An 18,417-nucleotide genomic window follows, 5' to 3' on the forward strand; every position below is an offset into this window, starting at 1 on the left:
GAAAAAACAGAATGGCAAAGCAAATTCCTTTTGAGTTGGTGTTAGAGAAAGCCTACCAATACAAAGATGAGATGACGCGCTTCCTACGGGACATGATCGCCATCCCGAGCGAAAGCTGTGATGAAAAACTGGTGGTGCTGTGTATCAAGCAAGAGATGGAGAAGGTGGGGTTCGACAAGGTTGAGATTGACCCGATGGGCAACATCCTGGGCTATATCGGCCATGGCCCACACCTGATCGCGATGGATGCGCATATCGATACCGTCGGCATTGGCAACATCAAGAACTGGACCTTCGACCCTTATCAGGGCATGGAAAACGACGAAATTATCGGTGGCCGCGGCGCGTCCGATCAGGAAGGCGGCATGGCTTCCATGGTTTACGCGGGTAAAATCATCAAGGATCTGGGGCTGGAAGATCAGTATACGCTGCTGGTGACCGGCACCGTGCAGGAAGAAGACTGCGACGGCCTTTGCTGGCAGTACATCATCGAGCAGTCCAACATTCGCCCAGAATTTGTCATCAGCACCGAACCGACCGACTGCCAGATCTACCGTGGTCAGCGTGGCCGTATGGAAATCCGCATCGATGTGCAAGGCATCAGTTGCCACGGGTCTGCGCCGGAGCGCGGTGATAACGCCATTTTCAAAATGGGGCCGATCCTCAACGAACTGCAAGAACTGTCCGGCAAGCTTGGTCACGATGACTTCCTGGGCAAAGGTACGCTCACCGTTTCAGAGATTTTCTTCACCTCACCCAGCCGTTGCGCGGTAGCAGACAGCTGCGCGGTGTCGATCGACCGCCGCCTGACCTGGGGCGAAACCTGGGAAGGGGCGTTGGACGAGATCCGTGCGTTGCCAGCGGTGCAGGCAGCCAAAGCGGTCGTATCAATGTATGACTATGATCGTCCGTCCTACACCGGCCTGGTATACCCGACCGAATGCTACTTCCCAACCTGGAAAGTCGAAGAAGATCACATCACGGTGAAAACCGTGAGCAAGGCCTATCAAGGGTTGTTCAAGAAGCAACCGGTGGTGGACAAGTGGACTTTCTCAACCAACGGGGTCTCCATCATGGGGCGTCACGGTATACCGGTGATCGGTTTTGGTCCGGGCAAAGAGCCTGAAGCTCACGCGCCGAACGAGAAGACCTGGAAAGATCATCTGGTGACCTGTGCGGCGATGTATGCCGCCGTGCCTTTGGCCTATCTGGACGAGTTGGCGCAATAAGTTTTGGTTGCCCCTCACCCCACCCCTCTCCCACAGGGAGAGGGGTGGGGTGAGTAGATTGTTCGTTCGCAAGATTTGATGTGTGGCACGTTCGGTCCCCTCTCCCTGTGGGAGAGGGTTAGGGTGAGGGGAACAATGAAGCAGCTGATTAAGAACGGCATTCTGGTTGATAGCGAGGGGCAGTATTCTCAGGACTTGCTGATTGAGAATGGGGTGATCTGCCAGCGCGACACGGTGCTCGAGGCCGATAGTCACTGTGAGGTTATCGATGCGTCCGGCTGTTATGTCATGCCCGGTGGCATCGATGTTCATACCCATTTCAACATTGATGTCGGCATCGCCCGCAGTTGCGATGATTTTTTCACGGGTACCCGTGCGGCGGCCTGCGGTGGCACTACCACTATTATCGATCATATGGGATTTGGCCCGGCGGGTTGCAATCTCCATCACCAGCTAAACGTCTATCACCAGTATGCGGCCGGCAATGCGGTTATCGACTACGGCTTTCACGGCGTGATCCAGCATATTGACGACGGTATTCTTGAAGAGATGGCCAGCATGGTGCATGACGAAGGGATCAGCAGTTTCAAGCTGTATCTGACCTATCTCTACAAGATCAATGATAGCGACGTGCTGCGCGCCTTGGGGCAGTTGCGGCAGGTTGGGGCACTGACCACCGTCCACCCGGAAAACGATGCGGCGATCGCCTTGCGCCGCACAGCGCTGGTGGCGGCCGGTAAAACGGCACCGATCCATCATGCGTTAAGCCGTCCGCTGGAGTGTGAGGCGGAGGCGATTGGCCGGATGATCAATCTGGCCCAGTTGGCAGACAACGCCCCGTTGTACATCGTCCATTTGTCCAATGGGCTGGGGCTGGACTATTTGCGTCTGGCACGTCAACGGCGCCAACCGGTGTGGGTGGAGACCTGCCCGCAGTATCTGCTGCTGAACGAACAATGTTATCTGCGCGAAGATGGGGCGAAATACATCCTCAGCCCACCGCTGCGCGAGCAGCGGGAATTGGATCGGCTGTGGGTAGGCATTGCAGAGGGTTCGATCGATACCGTCGCTACCGATCACTGCACTTTTCCGTATCACCAGCGGCAAGCGATGGCGGCAGGGGACTTTACCCGCTGCCCGAACGGCCTGCCTGGGGTCGAGAATCGCATGATGCTGCTGTTCTCCCATGGGGTGATGAGTGGGCGGATTTCCCCTTCACGCTTTGTGGCGCTCACCAGCAGCAACCCGGCTCGGCTGTTTGGCCTGTGGCCGCGCAAGGGCAATCTAAGCCCCGGTGCGTACGCTGACGTGGTGATTTTTGATCCGCGCCAATCCTCGGTTATCCGCCACGCCGGGCTGCATGACAATGCGGACTATTCCCCTTATGAAGGATTTCATTGCCAAGGGATGCCGGTATTGACGATGTGCCGGGGCGAAATCGTTGCCCGCCAGGGTGAGTTCACCGGGCGCCAGGGATACGGGCAGTTCTTACGCCGTCGGCCTTTTAATGCCCAGATTGCGGCAAAAATGGGGTAACAGAGTGCCCCTCACACAGCGAGAGGGAGCAAGTTCGGTGTCATGGGTAGGTATTGCGTAGGGGCGCCGCATGCTGCGCCCGTGAGTGGCTAATCAATAAGGATCAGCATGAACAAGAAAATAGTTCTGGCATTGGGTGGTAACGCTTTAGGTGAGGGGCTGGCGGAACAGATGCAGGCAGTGAAAACCACCGCGCGGGCGATTGTCGATTTAATCGAGCATGGTCACCAGGTGGTGGTCACTCATGGCAATGGCCCACAGGTTGGCATGATCAACCTGGCATTTGAGGCTGCGGCGAAAAGTGAAGCCCATACCCCGATGCTGCCGATGTCGGTGTGTGTCGCGTTGAGCCAGGGGTACATAGGTTACGATCTGCAAAACGCCCTGCGCGAAGAGCTGCTAGATCGTCAGATCGACAAACCGGTCGCTACGCTGATCACCCAGGTGATCGTCAACGGCAGCGATCCGGCTTTCCTCAATCCCACCAAGCCGATTGGTTCGTTCTTCACCAAGGCCGAAGCCAGCCAACTAACCAAGAATGGCTACAACATGGTAGAGGATGCGGGCCGTGGCTATCGCCGGGTGGTGGCCTCACCCAAGCCGATAGATATTGTGGAGAAAGAAACGGTACGCGCCATGATGGAGGCCGGACAGGTGGTGATCACCGTTGGCGGTGGCGGTATTCCGGTGATCCGTGAAGGTAACCATCTGCGCGGGGCCAGCGCGGTGATCGACAAAGACTGGGCCAGCGCCAAACTGGCGGAGATGATCGATGCCGATATGCTGATCATCCTCACCGCGGTGGAAAAAGTGGCGATCAACTTTGGCAAACCGAATCAACAATGGCTGGAGCAACTGAGCATTGCCGATGCCCAGCGCTTTATCGAAGAGGGACATTTTGCCAAAGGCTCCATGCTGCCGAAGGTCGAGGCGGCGGTAGCGTTTGCCGAATCCAAGCCGGGGCGTCAGGCGTTGATCACGGTGTTAAGCAAAGCCCAGCAAGGTATTGAAGGCAAGACCGGCACGGTCATTAGCCATTAACCAACGTCGACATTCCCCCCTCACCCTAACCCTCTCCCACAGGGAGAGGGAACCGAATGTGCCACGTTTGACCCCTGTATTTGATGGCTGCTCTGGATTAACCCCCTCTCCCTAAATCCATGTTCATGGGACCTTTGACAGTGCTTGGGAGAAGGGACCGAATGTGCCACGTTTGACCCCTGTATCTGATGGCTGCTCTGGACTAGCTCCCTCTCCCCAAATCCATGTTCATGGGATCCTCTGACTGTGTTTGGGAGAGGGCTGGGGTAAGGGGATATCTTATCTGCGCCCTAACTTCATGATGGCCTCTAGCACCGCTCCGCCGATGGCCCGCGCCTTATCAGACACCGTGGTGTAGTCTGCCAACGTACCACGCGGATCGATATCGCCGATTTTGCTGCCGGTTTTAACCTCCAGCCCATCATGCAATAAACCACGCACCATGCCGGAGAGCGGAGCAATCACCGGCACTTCACCGCAGTGCGCCACCACATCGCCTTCCTGTACCAAATCCCCCAAAGCTACGCGACATTGCATCACGCCATCCGCTGGCGCACGGATCACCCGGCGCGTGGTATGGCCCGCGATATTGCCGGGAATACCGGTATTGGGATGGGTATAGCCTTGATAAATCACCCGGCCTAACGCGTGGCCGCGATTGGTTTCAATCACCGCATCGCAATCAAGACCAGCGTTGAAGCCAGGGCCGAGGGCCACGGTGATCGGGGCCATATTGCGGTGGGTCCCCAGATTTTGCTTGGCCAGAATGGCATCCACCAGAAAACGCGGTTTCAGCTGCTCCAGGCTGCGGGTGTCCTCATCGACCAACAGCGGGATCTCACCGCGGTTGATGATGTCGAAGGCTTCATTGACGTCGTTTGCCAGGCAGGCGGTGACACCCTCGACGCAGGTCTTACCGTCAAACATGGCCTGAGCAAATGCCACCGTCCGGCGGATGGCGGTCGGCTGGGCAATATCCAGCATGATGACCTGAAAACCGGCATGATGCAGCCGCAGGGCCACGCCGGTGGCGATATCGCCTGCGCCACGGATCACCACCAGCTTGTCGCGCGTTAGCCGGATATCATTTTTCATCAGCCCGCCAGCGGATTGGTTGCGCACCTGCAACAGTTCTGCCAGTACGCTAATAGCGATTTCTTCTGGGGTCTCTGCCCCGATGTTATAGCCGACCGGAGCATGCAGCCTGGCGAGCTTCTCATCATTCACGCCGCGCTGGCGGAGCTGTTGGGTAAAGGTCTGCACCTTGCGGCGGCTGGCCAGCAACCCCAGATAGCGCAGCGGCTGCTCGATCAGCACGTTTAAGGCTTCGCAGTCCTGATTGTTGGTGGCGATGATCACAAAGTTGGCCGGGTCAATATTCATCTTGTCGATAGCCGCCGGGAAGGTTTCGCCATGAACCAGGGTGGTACCCGCTGGAAATAGCGCCGGGTCAAGGCTGGCCGGGTAGATATCGGCAACGTGAATATCGAAACCCAGCGGTTTGGCGGCGCTGGCGATGGCGCGGTTAACGTGCCCGGCCCCAATCAAGATCAGCCGTGGGCGCAGGCCATGCACGTCGATATACACCGACATCGCACCGCCGCAGTCCGAACCTACGGCATCCTGCCCGGTACGCGCCATGCGGCCATGAAACACCCTGGCTTTGCGCTCCGTGATGGCGGCAATGGCCTGTTCAATCACCAGGCGCTCGATCATGCCGCCACCGATGGTGCCAATACAGCCACCGTCAGCCATCACCAGCATCTGCCCGGAATGGCGTGGCGTGGAACCCCGGCTTTCGATAATCTGGGCCAGCGCAAAGGGCCGGTTCTCTTCTTCTAGTCGTGCAGCTTCGGCGAAGATATTCATTGTTACCTCGTCAATAACCTCAGAAATATTATCGTGTTAAGCGCCGTATGCAGTGATGAATGGCCGGGGTTTCTTGCACTGCGCCAAACCAGATGGCGCTAAGCGCCAGTTCTGGCCGCAGCAGGGTATGCCAGTGGGCATTATCACAATGAGAAACCTGATTGATCAGCCAGACCCGCCGTGCCTGAGGTGGCGTACCTTTAAACATTCCTTCAGGGTGGGCGATGAGGGTATCGAATACCCGCTGATCCAGTATTTCGCCAGCACCGATCCCCGTCAGCGCCGAGAAAATCGCCCAACGGTGAATTTGCTGTGGGTCTGCGGGACGATCGATCACCCGGCCTCCGGTTAGCGCGATAACACAATCGCTGCTGGAGGGGATGCAAGGTTCATGCCTTGCCGGGGCTTTCAGCGGTAATCCTCGGGAGCCGTCTGCCTCGACCAGGATCACGTCGAAGGTTGCACGCTGTTTGAGTTCGTCGATTTGCTCGGCAGGTAACCCGATGACCTTGTTATCCTGCGGCTGATAATGGCTGAAGCAGGCGGTAATGGCCGGGGCGTTGCTGGCGGTGGGCGTTTGGCCGATCAACAGGCGGTGGTAGTTTGCGGGAGCGGGCAGGTACATCTTGGTGGTGGTGGTGAACAGCACGCGCTTGCCCTGGTGATAAAAGGTCTGTGCCAGCCAGTGCAGGGTGCTGGTTTTACCTCCGGCCCCAATCAGGGCGATCAGTAGCTGCTGGCCGCTATCGAGGCGGCGATATTCCTCACTGAATAATTCCCTGAAAGTTGGTGTCATCATCCCCTCATCCTAACCCTCTCCCACAGGGAGAGGGGACCGTTCGAGTTAGTTTATTGCCCCGAGTAATATCTTGCTTTTGTTGTTCTTACTCCTCGTTTTCCGGCGTTGTACGGACTAATTACGCACTCTGGACAGTTCCCTCTCCCTGTGGAAGAGGGATGGGGTGAGGGGCGCAGGTTAATATGGCGGTTTATTGGAATAGATTGCCGATTTAATAGTAACCCATCTTGATGTAATCGGTATTTAATGAGTGTTCATACTTTATCGATTGCGGTCTCGCTTTTCGCCAAAAGGTCATTGACTCGTATCAAAGTGATAGTGAACGATGTTTTTTTGATAATCGATTCTATTAGCTTGGTGGTGATAATTAAACGGCTGTTGGCACTGATTTTTATTCTCACTTGCGATTGTGAGCCTGTTCACAAATAAAATTAACAATTAGAACTGCCTCACGAATTTAACCGCTGCCCAACCCGGTTGGGAGATTTGGCCTGATTGTTGCTGCGTTATGGCATAACCGATGTGGAAACTCATCATTCAGGCATTTCGTCGCAAGGAGATCAAGCTATGGGAGATATAATGCGTCCCGTTCCGTTCAAGGCGCTGTTAACCCGGATTTTCGATGAATATCAGGCGAGTCGGTCTATTTTTGGTATTCCAGAGCAACAGTTTTATCGCAAACATGACGATCGGCAGATTAAGGTCTTCAACGAAAGCTGTGAAACGCCGCTTGGCCCGGCCGCAGGGCCGCATACCCAGTTGGCACAGAATATCATCGTCTCCTGGTTGACCGGTGGGCGGTTTATCGAATTGAAAACCGTGCAAATCCTCGATCGACTCGAGCTGGAGAAACCCTGTATCGATGCCGAAGACGAATGCTTTAACACCGAATGGTCGACCGAATTCACGCTGCTCAAAGCCTATGATGAATATTTAAAAGCCTGGTTTGCCTTGCACCTGCTGGAGACGATGTTTGATCCACGGGCGAAGGGGGAAAGTAAATCCTTCATCTTCAATATGAGCGTGGGCTATAACCTCGACGGAATAAAACAGCCTCCGATGCAGGCCTTTATTCACAATATGATGGACTCGACTCACAATCCGAAATATGCCGAGTATCAAGCTATTCTGGATGCATGGGTGCGGGATGAGAGTTTTATTAATCAATTCGCCTTATCTGCTCAGCGTGGGGCATTGGCTCAGCTATCAGAGCATATTCCAGTACAGTTGGTCAGCGGTATTACCCTTTCAACCATGCACGGTTGCCCGCCAGATGAAATCGAAGCCATCTGCCGTTATATGCTGGCAGAAAAACGGCTCAATACCTTTGTGAAATTAAACCCGACGCTGCTGGGCTATGCGCGCGTACGTGCCATTCTGGATACCTGCGGTTTCGATTATGTGGGGTTGAAAGAAGAGTCTTTCGAACACGATCTGAAACTGGAACAGGCGATCGCCATGTTGCACCGCCTGACCGCCCTGAGCAAACAGCAACAGTTGGGCTTTGGGGTCAAGCTGACCAACACCTTGGGGACGATCAACCATAAAGGCGCATTGCCGGGCGAAGAGATGTATATGTCCGGGCGCGCGTTGTTCCCACTGTCGATTAACGTGGCGGCGGTACTTTCCCGTGAGTTCAACGGTGAGTTGCCGATTTCCTATTCCGGCGGGGCGAGCAAGTTTAACGTCCGCGAGATTTTTGACACCGGGATCCGGCCAATCACCATGGCTACCGATCTGCTCAAGCCCGGCGGCTATCTACGCCTGACGGAGTGCATGCAGGAGCTGGACGCTTCCGATAGCTGGCAGATGACGCGCATTGATGTCGATAAGTTACAGGCGCTGGCCGACAAGGCCGTCAGCATGGAGTACACCCAGAAACACTGGAAATCCACCGATCGCATCGATGCCGGTGGCCCGCTGCCAATGATTGACTGCTACGTGGCACCTTGCGTTACCGCTTGCGCGATTAAACAGGATATCCCGGAATATATTCGGCTGCTGGGTGAGCAGCGCTACGCAGATGCGCTGGAGCTGATTTATCAGCGTAATGCGCTGCCAGCCATCACCGGCCATATCTGCGATCACCAATGTCAGTACAACTGCACCCGCCTGGATTACGACAGCGCGCTGAACATCCGCGAACTGAAAAAGGTAGCGCTGGAGAAGGGCTGGGATGAGTATCAGCGCCGTTGGCATAAACCGGCAGGCTCCGGCAGTAAACGTCCAGTCGCCATTTTGGGGGCTGGCCCGGCAGGCCTGTCCGCAGGGTACTTCCTGGCGCGAGCGGGGTATCAGGTCACGCTGTTTGAGCGTGAGGCCAATGCGGGCGGGGTGGTGAAAAACATCATTCCACAGTTCCGTATTCCGGCAGAGCTTATTCAGCACGATATCGACTTCGTGGCTGCGCATGGCGTGAAGATGGTGTATGGCTGCGATCCCGAGCTGACCGTCGACAAGCTGCAACAGCAAGGCTTCGATTATGTATTTATCGGTATCGGCACCGATAAAAACAGCGGCGTGAAGCTGGCGGGCAATAACCGCAACGTGCATAAATCCTTGCCGTTCCTGCGTGATTTCAACCTCGGCAAACCGATGAATCTGGGCAAACACGTGGCCGTGGTGGGCGCGGGTAACACGGCAATGGACTGTGCTAGGGCTGCGCTGAAGGTGCCAGGCGTACAGGACGTTACCGTGCTGTATCGCCGTACGCTCAATGAAATGCCAGCCTACCGCGAAGAGTATCTGGAAGCGGTGGAGGATAACGTGCAGTTTATGTTCCTCACCAACCCGGAACACTTTGATGCCAACGGTACCCTGACGGCCAGAGTGATGACGCTGGGAGAACCGGATGAACAGGGCCGCCGCCGCCCGGTTGCCACCGATCAGACCTTGACGCTACAGATCGACACCCTGATCACTGCCATTAGCGAACAGGCCGACCAAGAGGTGCTGCATAAGCTGGGCGTGCCGCTGGATGAGGCGGGCTATCCGCAGGTCAATACCGCCACCGGCGAAACCACCCGGCCAAACGTCTTCCTGATCGGCGACGTACAGCGCGGCCCGTCATCGATTGTTGCCGCCATCGGTAGCGCCCGCCACGCGGCTGAAACGGTGTTGGCACGGGAAAACGTCAAAACCCATCACGCTGACAAATACTGGTCGAACGTCGATCCGGCGGAAATCTATCGCCGTAAAGGCAGTATTTCCGTGGCGCTGGTGAATAAAACCGAACGTGAAACCTTCGTGGCTCAAGAGGCTCAACGCTGTCTGGAATGTAACTACGTGTGCAGTAAATGCGTCGACGTTTGCCCGAACCGCGCCAACGTGTCGATTGCCATACCGGGCTTCGCGGATCGTTTCCAGACCCTGCATCTGGACGCCTATTGCAACGAATGCGGCAACTGCGCCCAGTTCTGTCCGTGGCAGGGCAAGCCTTACCAGGACAAAGTGACGATCTACAGCCTGCCGCAGGATTTTGCCAACAGTACCAATCCGGGATTCCTGGTGGACGGTGCACAGGTCAGCGTGCGGCAGGATGGCAAGCTGTATCAATTACGGATCGCCAGCGACGGCCAGTTTGAGCAAGCACCGGCAGAACTGGAGGAAATGTGCCGCATTATCAGCCATGTGCGCACTCATCATCATTATCTACTTGGTCAGGTGGAGGTGTAATCATGCTGATATTAACCAATGCAACCGGCGTGCAGCTTGAGCCTGCCAGCATACAGCACGGTATTGATATCGCCATTGAAGGGACGTTGATCAAAGAGGTCGGCCAAGGGTTGGCGGCAAAATATCCCCAGGCAGAAGTGCGCAATATGCATGGCAAATGGGTGATGCCAGGGCTTGTGTGTGCCCACAACCATTTCTACTCCGGGTTATCGCGCGGGATTATGGCCAACATTGCACCCAGTCCGGACTTTATCTCCACGCTGAAAAATCTGTGGTGGCGTTTGGACCGAGCGCTGGATGAGGAGTCGTTGTATTACAGCGGCCTGATTTGCTCGCTGGAAGCCATCAAGAGCGGCTGTACGGCGGTGATCGATCACCATGCTTCGCCCAGCTTTATCGCCGGTTCACTGAAAACTCTGCGTGCAGGCTTTATCGAGGCTGGGTTACGCGGCATGACCTGTTTTGAGACCACCGATCGCAACGGTGGCGAGCGAGAGTTGCGGGCCGGAGTAGAGGAAAATATCGCCTTTGCCCAGTTGATCGATGTCGCTAAAAAGGCCGGCAAGGAGCCTTATCTGGTGGAGGCACATATCGGCGCCCACGCTCCGTTCACGGTTTCTGATGCCGGGCTGGAGATGTTGCAAGCAGCGGTCAACAGCACCGGCCGTGGCCTGCATATCCACGTCGCCGAGGACAGCTACGATGTGTCCCACAGCCACGATAAGTATGGCAAGGATCCAATCGTACGCCTGGCACAATACGATCTGATTGGGCCAAAAACGCTGGTGGCGCACGGCCTGTATCTGTCTGCTGCGGATATCGAGCTGATCAATCAGCACGATGCCTTCCTGGTGCATAACGCCCGCTCCAACATGAACAACCACGTTGGCTATAACCATCAGTTGGCGCAGTACCGCAACCTGGCGCTGGGCACTGACGGCATCGGCTCAGATATGTTTGAAGAGCTGAAATTTGCCTTCTTCAAACACCGTGATGCGGGTGGCCCGCTGTGGCCAGACAGCTTTGCCCGTTTCCTGGCCAACGGTAATCAACTGCTGGCGCGCAACTTTGGGGCCAACTTCGGTTGCCTGGCTGCTGGTTACAAAGCGGATCTAACCATTTGCGACTACCCATCGCCCACGCCGCTGGCGGCGCAAAATATTGGCGGACATCTGGCCTTCGGCATGGGGGCAGGTAGCGTAAACAGCGTGATGGTGGAAGGCCGCATGGTTTACCAGGATCGCGAGTTCCCATTCGATGTGGAACCGTTCTATGCCGAGGCGCGCAAGGTAGCGGCCAAGTTGTGGCAGCGTATGGATGCCTTGAACTAAACCGGTCGCCGCCCTGCGCAGACCGTGGGCGGCTGACATTGATGAGGGTGAAACATGATTGAGCAATTTTATCGGCCAGAAACGGTGCCGCAGGCGTTAGCGCTAAAACGCCAGTTTCACGATGATGCCGTCTACTTTGCGGGCGGCAGCAAATTAAATGCCACGCCCACCCAAACACGGCAAAAGATTGCCATCGCGCTCTCGCAGCTGGGCCTGGATCAGGTGAGTTGGCAGCAGGGGGCATTGCATATCGGTGCCACTATCACCTTGCAACGTTTAATGGATACCCAGCTTATCCCGCAAGCGCTGCGTGAGGCGCTGGGTTTTGTCTATTCCCGCCATATCCGCAATCAGGCCACGCTGGGTGGTGAGGTTGCCTCGACAGCGAAGGATTCTGTACTGCTGCCGGTGTTGCTGGCACTAAACGCCCAGGTAGTAGTGGGCAGCGGCAAGATGATGGAGTTGGAAAACTATCCGTTGTGTGGTGGCAATGAGTTATTGCTGGCGGTGGTGTTACCGGACCCTTACCGTACTTGCGCCACGCGTAAAATCGCCCGTTCAGCGGCGGGGTTGCCCGTGGTCACTGCGGCGGTATCCCGCGATGCACAGGCAAAAATTCGTATCGCCTTGAGCGGTGTTGTGGAACCCTCCCGGCTACGTGATGCGGAAAATAGCGGCTTGAGCGGCCCGGCGTTGGAGCAGGCGATGGCGCAGATGATTTCTCCACCGGAGGACATCTGTGGCAGCAGTGCCTATAAGCGCTATATCACCGGCATGGTAGTGGCCGACCTGCTGGCGGATTGTCTGGCATCGGGGGAAAAATCATGATGAATATTCACTTTACGCTCAACGCTATCCCGCAGGAGATGCAGTGCCAGCCCGGTGAAAACGTACAGCGGCTGCTGTTTAAGCTGGGCATGCACTCGGTCCGCAATAGTGATGATGGTTTTGGCTTTACCGGTTCGGATGCGATCCTGTTTAACGGCGTGGTGATCAATGCCTCGTTGCTGATCGCCGCCCAGTTAGCTAACGCCACGGTGACAACGGCCGAAGCCTTGGGGAGCTGGAACCAGCTCAGTCTGGTGCAACAGGCGATGGTGGACGTGGGGATTGTCCAGTCCGGCTACAACGATGCGGCGGCGGCGCTGATCCTGACGGATTTGCTGGCCCGTATCGAAGTGCCTACACGCGCGCAGATCGATGATGCCTTATCGGGTTTGTTCAGCCGTGACGCCGGTTATCAGCAGTTCTATCAGGTGGTGGCGTTGGCGGCAGCTCGCCGTAACGATCCCGAATTCCAGTCGCTTGCCGCGCCTGAGTTTCGCAGCGATCTGAACGTGGTCGGTAAGCTGTGTCCCAAGGTGGACGCCGCGAAAATGGTGCAGGCCAAACCTTGCTATGTAGAAGACCGCGTGGCCCGCAATGCCTGCATCATCAAGATGCTGCGCAGCCCGCACCCTCATGCTCTGATCACACATCTGGACGTCAGCAAAGCCGAGGCGTTGCCCGGAGTGGTGCATATCATCACCCATCGCAACTGCCCGGATATTTATTACACCCCCGGTGGGCAGAGTGCACCGGAACCTTCGCCGTTGGATCGTCGGATGTTTGGCCAGAAACTGCGCCACGTAGGTGACCGGGTGGCGGCAGTCGTGGCCGAGAGTGAAGAGATTGCGTTGGCCGCGCTGGCGTTGATTGACGTCGAATACCAGGTGCTCAAGCCGGTGATGTCGATTGATGAAGCGATGGCGGAAGGGGCTCCGCTGGTGCATGACGAGCCGATTGTCTACGTTCACGGCGCACCGGACGATTTGGCCGAGCAGAACCAGGGCAGCGCGCAGCGCGGTACTGAGCATGTGACGATTAACTTCCCGATTGGTGCCAAACCGCATAGTAATATTGCCGCGGCGGTGCATGCGCGTATTGGCAACGTGGAGCAGGGCTTTGCCGAGGCGGACGTGGTGCTGGAACGCACTTATGAATCCAAACAGGTGCAACAATGCCCGGCGGAAATGCACGTTTGCTACACCTACATGGACGGCGATCGGCTGGTGATCCACGCGTCAACCCAGGTGCCTTGGCACCTGCGCCGCCAGGTTGCCAGGATTGTCGGGCTCAAGCAGCATAAGGTACACGTGATCAAAGAGCGGGTCGGCGGCGGCTTTGGCTCCAAGCAGGATATCCTGTTGGAGGAAGTCTGCGCCTGGGCCACCTGCGTGACCGGCCGTGCGGTCTATTTCCACTATACCCGCGAAGAAGAATTCATCAGCAATACCTCGCGCCACGTGGCCAAGGTGCGGGTGAAGATTGGGGCGAAAAAAGATGGCCGCCTGACGGCGATCGACATGAACTTCCTGGCCAATACCGGCCCTTATGGCAACCATGCGTTGACGGTGCCCAGCAACGGCCCGGCGCTGTCGCTGCCGCTGTATCCCTGCGATAACGTCAATTTCCAGGTAACCACCTATTACAGCAATATCTGTCCTAACGGTGCTTATCAGGGGTACGGCGCGCCGAAGGGCAACTTCGCCCTGACCATGATCCTGGCGGAGATGGCAGAACAGCTGCAAATGGATCCGCTGGATATTATCGAGCGCAATCGGGTGGTTGAAGGGCAGGAGTTGAAGATCCTCGGGGCGATTGGCGAGGGCAAAATGCCCACCTCGGTGCCAAGTGCCGCCAGCTGCGCACTGGAGCCGATTTTGCGCAAAGGGCGTGAGCTGATCCATTGGGGATCGCCAAAAGTGCATCAGGGAGACTGGCAGATTGGCCGTGGCGTGGCCATTATCATGCAGAAATCCGGTATTCCGGATATCGATCAGGCCAACTGTATGATCAAACTGGAGTCGGACGGCACCTTTATCGTCCACTCCGGCGGAGCGGATATCGGCACCGGGCTGGATACCGTGGTGGGCAAGCTGGCGGCGGAAGTGTTGTGCTGCCCGTTCTCCGAGGTGCATGTGATCTCTGGCGATACCGACCATGCTCTGTTTGATAAAGGAGCCTACGCCTCTTCCGGCACCTGCTTCTCCGGCAATGCGGCGAAGAATGCGGCGGAAAATCTCAGGAAGAAAATCCTGTTCCACGGCGCGCAGATGCTGGGTGAAGCGGAAAGCGACGTCACGCTGGTGACGCCAGGCGTGGTGCGGGGTAAACAGGGTGAAGTCACCTTTGCCCAGATAGCTCACAAGGCCGAAACGGGCACCGGTTTTGGTACCCTGGTGGCCACCGCCAGCTATATTTCTGCCGACTTTGCCTTCCCGTTCGGTGCCAACTTTGCCGAAGTGGCGGTAAACGTGCGCAGCGGTGAGATCCGGCTGGAGAAGTTCTACGCTTTGCTCGATTGCGGCACGCCGGTGAACCCGGAGCTGGCACTGGGGCAGATTTACGGGGCCTCTATGCGCGCCATCGGCCACAGCATGACGGAAGAGATTATCTACGATAGCCAAGGCTCACCGATCACCCGTGATTTACAAAGCTATGGCGCACCGAAGATTGGCGATATCCCGCGGGACTTCCGGGCGTTCCTGGTGCCCAGCGACGATCGGGTGGGACCATACGGTGCCAAGTCGATCTCCGAGATTGGCGTCAACGGGGCTGCCCCTGCGATAGCAATGGCAATCCACGATGCCTGCGGCGTTTGGCTGCGCGAATGGCACTTCACCCCAGAGAAGATCCTCAGGGGGTTAAATAAGCTGTCAGCCTAGTTCTCGTGTAATAAGTCGTGCCGGGGTAATGACTGATCAAGGTCATTATCCCGCTATACCAACCGAGTTAAACCGACGGTGGGTATAAGCGATTCAATATATTAGCCCAGAGCTAATCTGTTATTGCCGCCATTATGAGTTCATCACTCAGGCTAGCCCGTGGAATTAACATGGCGAAAGTGCAGGGCGTGGAGCAGTTAACGCGTGATTATTGAATCAGATGATCAAATTTACTGGCAGGGAGTAAAGCGATGTCTGATATACCTAATCCCAATAGCGATCTTATTTATCAGTTAGAAGATAAACCGCCGTTTGACCAGTGCATTGTCGGCGCGGTCACCCATCTGTTAGCTATTTTTGTCCCTATGGTGGCACCTGCATTAATTGTGGGGACCGCATTGTCACTGCCGCCAGAAATCACCGCCTATCTGGTTTCCATGGCCATGATCGCCTCCGGCGTCGGAACCTGGTTGCAGGTACATCGCTATGGTCGCGTTGGCTCGGGGTTGCTGTCGATCCAGTCGGTCAACTTTTCCTTCGTGACGGTGATGATTGCTTTGGGCAGCACCATGAAAGCCGACGGCCTGCACGTTGAAGCGATGATTTCTACCTTGCTGGGCGTTTCTTTTGTTGGCGCATTTTTGGTCGTTGGCTCCTCGTTTATTTTGCCCTATCTGAAACGGGTGATCACCCCTACCGTGAGCGGTATCGTGGTGCTGATGATTGGCCTGAGCCTGATCAAGGTGGGCATTATCGACTTCGGTGGCGGTTTTGCCGCCAAAAGCAGCGGCACTTTTGGCAATTACGAAAGCATCGGTATCGGCCTGTTGGTGCTGCTGGTGGTGATCGGCTTTAACTGCTGCCAAAACGCGCTGTTACGGATGGGCGGTATTGCCATTGGGATTATCGTCGGTTATGTGGTGGCGCTGTGCCTGGGAATGGTCGATTTCTCGGTGATGCACAACCTGCCGCTGATGACCGTTCCGGTTCCCTTCAAATACGGTTTCTCCTTCGATCTGCACGCCTTCCTGGTGGCTGGCACTATTTATCTGCTCAGCGTACTGGAAGCGGTCGGGGATATCACCGCCACCGCCATGGTTTCCAACCAGCCGATCAAAGGGGAAGAATATACCTCACGCCTGAGCGGTGGCGTACTGGCCGACGGACTGGTGTCGGTGATCGCCACCATGCTGGGTTCGTTGCCGTTGACCACCTTTGCCCAGAATAACGGCGTGATCCAGATGACCGGCGTCGCTGCACGCCATATCGGCAAATATATCGCCGTGATCCTGGTGGTGCTGGGGCTTTTCCCGGTCATTGGTCGCTTCTTTACCACCATTCCCGCCCCGGTGCTGGGGGGCGCGATGACGCTGATGTTCTCGATGATCGCCATCGCCGGGATACGCATCATTATCTCCAACGGTTTAAACCGTCGCGAAACCATTATCGTCGCCACCTCACTAGGGCTGGGACTTGGCGTTTCCTATGATCCGGAAGTGTTTCGTGTTTTGCCCGAGTCGATTTATGTGCTGGTGGAAAACCCGATCTGCGCGGGTGGGCTGACGGCCATTTTCCTCAATTTATTGATACCGCTGAATAACAAAGAAAAAAACGCCGTTAGGGAGATGGAATTAGACGTGGCTCCGGCGCAAAAAGATACCGATTAAACGGGCGCAGCATACGGCGTGTTTTAGGGATTGCAACGGACTTACTCCGTAGAGGCGCTGCATGCTGCGCCCGTCTGGCAACATTCGCTTAGGGTTATAAGGAATTTGAGAATGGAACGTGAACAATCAATCAAGGCCGTGCGGGGCAGTTTCCTCGATATTACCCGCACCGTGCAGTGCCCAGAGGAAATAGAGGGCCAGCTGCGTTTTATTAAAGACGGTTTGCTGATCATTCGTGATGGGCGAGTGGAGTGGTTTGGCTCTTGGGAAGAAGGACACCACCAGATCCCGGAGAGCATCCGGGTGCGCGATTACAGCGGCAAAATGATCGTGCCGGGGTTTATCGATACGCATATCCACTATCCGCAGTGTGAGATGGTGGGCGCCTATGGCGAACAGCTGCTGGACTGGTTAAATAAGCACACTTTCCCGGCAGAGAAGCGCTATAACGATCTGGAATACGCTCGCGAGATGTCGGCATTTTTCATCAAGCAACTGCTACGCAATGGCACCACTACCGCGCTGGTATTCGGCACCGTGCATCCTGAATCGGTAGAAGCGCTGTTTGAGTCGGCACGCCATATCAATATGCGCATGATTGCCGGCAAGGTGATGATGGATCGCAACGCACCCGATTATCTGTTGGATACCGCTGAAAGCAGCTATAGCCAAACCAAAGCGTTGATTGAACGCTGGCATAACAATGGCCGCCTGTTGTACGCCATTACTCCGCGTTTTGCGCCAACCTCCTCACCGGAACAGTTGGAAGTGGTGCAGCGCCTGCGCCGGGAATATCCGGATACCTACTTGCATACCCACCTGTCGGAAAATAAAGACGAAGTCGCCTGGGTGAAAGACCTGTTCCCAGAGCATAAAAATTACCTCGATGTTTATCATCATTACGGCATGACCGGCAGAAAAAGCGTGTTTGCCCACTGCGTGCATCTGGAAGACGCAGAATGGGACTGCCTGCACCAAACCCAATCGTCCATCGCCTTTTGCCCGACTTCCAACCTGTATCTCGGTAGCGGCCTGTTTAATCTGCCTAATGCCTGGCGGAAACAGGTCCGGGTGGGGATGGGCACCGACATCGGCGCGGGCACCACCTTCAACATGCTACGAACGCTGAACGAGGCTTACAAAATCATGCAGTTGCAAGGTTACCGGCTGTCGGCGTATGAGGCGTTTTATCTGGCGACGCTGGGCGGGGCCGATGCTCTGGGGCTGGCGGACACCCTTGGTAACTTCAATCTGGGGAAAGAGGCCGATTTTGTGGTACTGGAGCCGACGGCCACGCCGCTGCAGCAACTGCGTTACGACAACTCAAAAACTCTGATGGATAAGCTGTTTGTCATGATGACGCTAGGGGACGACCGGTCGATCTATCGCACCTATGTCGATGGCCGGTTGGTGTATGAACGTACGTAAATAACCACACTGCCATTTACCAGGGTAGCTAACAGGGTATGTGAGTATAAACTTTCAGAGGGCATTGATATGTCTAATCATTTATCGCATGCGACGTCAGAAAAAGCCGCCAGTTGTAGTGGTCAACTAATACTG

General features: G+C 55.9%; 11 protein-coding genes. 9 read left to right on the forward strand and 2 right to left on the reverse strand.

All coding sequences use genetic code 11. The annotated features are described in order from the left end of the window. Positions 1 to 11 precede the first annotated feature (11 nt). The 3 genes from U869_RS0110395 to arcC all read left to right on the forward strand — a co-directional run bounded on the left by U869_RS0110395 (position 12) and on the right by arcC (position 3,806). Entirely contained in the window at positions 12 to 1,229 is a 1,218-nt protein-coding gene (locus U869_RS0110395; RefSeq protein ID WP_025123028.1) for a YgeY family selenium metabolism-linked hydrolase, read from the forward strand. A gap of 135 nt (positions 1,230 to 1,364) precedes the next feature. Then, a complete protein-coding gene (hydA, locus tag U869_RS0110400) occupies positions 1,365 to 2,765 on the forward strand; it encodes a dihydropyrimidinase (RefSeq protein ID WP_025123029.1) in 1,401 nt (466 codons plus the stop codon). A gap of 108 nt (positions 2,766 to 2,873) precedes the next feature. Then, positions 2,874 to 3,806, forward strand: coding sequence for a carbamate kinase (arcC, locus tag U869_RS0110405; protein WP_025123030.1), 933 nt, complete (start codon positions 2,874 to 2,876; stop codon positions 3,804 to 3,806). Positions 3,807 to 4,085: 279 nt separating this feature from the next. On the opposite strand, the gene yqeB is transcribed toward arcC, so the two are convergent. Both yqeB and yqeC read right to left on the reverse strand, forming a co-directional pair. Next, the gene (gene yqeB, locus U869_RS0110410) at positions 4,086 to 5,675 is read right to left on the reverse strand and encodes a selenium-dependent molybdenum cofactor biosynthesis protein YqeB (protein WP_025123031.1); all 1,590 of its coding nucleotides are present in this window, start codon (positions 5,673 to 5,675) and stop codon (positions 4,086 to 4,088) included. A 28-nt stretch (positions 5,676 to 5,703) separates the two neighbouring features. Continuing rightward, complete coding sequence (gene yqeC / locus U869_RS0110415) at positions 5,704 to 6,474, reverse strand: selenium cofactor biosynthesis protein YqeC (protein WP_232785348.1); 771 nt, start codon at positions 6,472 to 6,474, stop codon at positions 5,704 to 5,706. A gap of 567 nt (positions 6,475 to 7,041) precedes the next feature. On the opposite strand from yqeC, the gene ygfK reads away from it, so the two are divergent. The 6 genes from ygfK (at position 7,042) to guaD (ending at position 18,282) form a co-directional block, all read left to right on the forward strand. Further along, positions 7,042 to 10,149, forward strand: coding sequence for a putative selenate reductase subunit YgfK (ygfK, locus tag U869_RS0110420; RefSeq protein WP_025123033.1), 3,108 nt, complete (start codon positions 7,042 to 7,044; stop codon positions 10,147 to 10,149). Between the two features lie 2 nt (positions 10,150 to 10,151). Continuing rightward, positions 10,152 to 11,480, forward strand: coding sequence for a putative aminohydrolase SsnA (gene ssnA / locus U869_RS0110425; RefSeq protein WP_025123034.1), 1,329 nt, complete (start codon positions 10,152 to 10,154; stop codon positions 11,478 to 11,480). Between the two features lie 54 nt (positions 11,481 to 11,534). Then, entirely contained in the window at positions 11,535 to 12,308 is a 774-nt protein-coding gene (gene ygfM / locus U869_RS0110430) for a molybdopterin-dependent oxidoreductase FAD-binding subunit (RefSeq protein ID WP_025123035.1), read from the forward strand. After that, positions 12,308 to 15,187, forward strand: a complete 2,880-nt coding sequence (locus U869_RS0110435) for a molybdopterin-dependent oxidoreductase Mo/Fe-S-binding subunit (protein ID WP_025123036.1) — start codon at positions 12,308 to 12,310, stop codon at positions 15,185 to 15,187. Before ygfM ends, U869_RS0110435 begins: the two co-directional genes overlap by 1 nt. Positions 15,188 to 15,438: 251 nt before the next feature. Then, positions 15,439 to 16,854 (forward strand): nucleobase:cation symporter-2 family protein, encoded by a 1,416-nt coding sequence (locus U869_RS0110440; RefSeq protein WP_025123037.1) that lies wholly within the window; start codon positions 15,439 to 15,441, stop codon positions 16,852 to 16,854. 111 nt (positions 16,855 to 16,965) lie between these two features. After that, positions 16,966 to 18,282, forward strand: coding sequence for a guanine deaminase (gene guaD / locus U869_RS0110445; protein WP_025123038.1), 1,317 nt, complete (start codon positions 16,966 to 16,968; stop codon positions 18,280 to 18,282). Positions 18,283 to 18,417: the final 135 nt, after the last annotated feature.

The organism is Serratia sp. H1w, assembly GCF_000633355.1.
Taxonomy (GTDB): domain Bacteria; phylum Pseudomonadota; class Gammaproteobacteria; order Enterobacterales; family Enterobacteriaceae; genus Chania.

Bases quoted from the DNA above. Each gene is read 5' to 3' on its own strand.
- U869_RS0110395 (WP_025123028.1), top strand. From the start codon at position 12: ATGGCAAAGCAAATTCCTTTTGAGTTGGTGTTAGAGAAAGCCTACCAA.
- hydA (WP_025123029.1), top strand. From the start codon at position 1,365: ATGAAGCAGCTGATTAAGAACGGCATTCTGGTTGATAGCGAGGGGCAG.
- arcC (WP_025123030.1), top strand. From the start codon at position 2,874: ATGAACAAGAAAATAGTTCTGGCATTGGGTGGTAACGCTTTAGGTGAG.
- yqeB (WP_025123031.1), bottom strand. From the start codon at position 5,675: ATGAATATCTTCGCCGAAGCTGCACGACTAGAAGAAGAGAACCGGCCC.
- yqeC (WP_232785348.1), bottom strand. From the start codon at position 6,474: ATGATGACACCAACTTTCAGGGAATTATTCAGTGAGGAATATCGCCGC.
- ygfK (WP_025123033.1), top strand. From the start codon at position 7,042: ATGGGAGATATAATGCGTCCCGTTCCGTTCAAGGCGCTGTTAACCCGG.
- ssnA (WP_025123034.1), top strand. From the start codon at position 10,152: ATGCTGATATTAACCAATGCAACCGGCGTGCAGCTTGAGCCTGCCAGC.
- ygfM (WP_025123035.1), top strand. From the start codon at position 11,535: ATGATTGAGCAATTTTATCGGCCAGAAACGGTGCCGCAGGCGTTAGCG.
- U869_RS0110435 (WP_025123036.1), top strand. From the start codon at position 12,308: ATGAATATTCACTTTACGCTCAACGCTATCCCGCAGGAGATGCAGTGC.
- U869_RS0110440 (WP_025123037.1), top strand. From the start codon at position 15,439: ATGTCTGATATACCTAATCCCAATAGCGATCTTATTTATCAGTTAGAA.
- guaD (WP_025123038.1), top strand. From the start codon at position 16,966: ATGGAACGTGAACAATCAATCAAGGCCGTGCGGGGCAGTTTCCTCGAT.